Source organism: Rhodococcus sp. P3_B8 (assembly GCF_056402775.1).
This window is the reverse complement of the sequence record NZ_JBFUGT010000710.1, coordinates 1-506: the sequence shown is the minus strand read 5'-3', so window position 1 is coordinate 506 and position 506 is coordinate 1. Positions and strand designations below refer to the sequence as shown.

The following is a 506-nucleotide window of genomic DNA, read 5'->3' as shown; positions in this document are numbered from 1 at the left end:
CCTCCTGCTCCACCCGCTCGACCTTCTTCATGAAGGAGGGAAAGTCGRCGAATTGGGTCCACTGGTTATACGCCAGTTGGACCGGGACACCGACATCGATCGTTTCGACGATATTGGTCAACTTGAGCTTCTTGCCCTTACCGCCACCGCCACCACCGGTGACCGCGTCCTTCACATCCGACGCCGTCTCCTTCACCTTGTCGGTCAGCCCGGAGAACAGTGACTTGCCGTCGCCCTTCTCGTCCCCGTTGCCGTCACCCTGCTGCTCTTTGCCGGTGACCGCGGACAGCAGGCTGCCGCCGCCGCCCTCGGCGTAGTCGGTGAGCCGGCCGGACGCACCCTGCACCTTGTCGGACACGGTGGACATCGCCTTGTCGGTCACGGTGCCGAGCAGGCCCTGCGCCGCCTTCTTCAGCGGTGACAGCGATGCGGCCTCACCGGACGCACCGGACACGTTCTGGCGCAGCTTCTTCGCCGCGCTGTCGAGATTCGAGGTCATCGCTGAT

1 pseudogene is annotated in these 506 nt (G+C 64.4%); it reads right to left on the bottom strand.

Annotated elements, in window-relative coordinates:
* A pseudogene (locus AC1D1G_RS45915) lies at positions 1-499 on the bottom strand (SRPBCC family protein); the annotation flags it as partial.
* Positions 500-506: the final 7 nt, after the last annotated feature.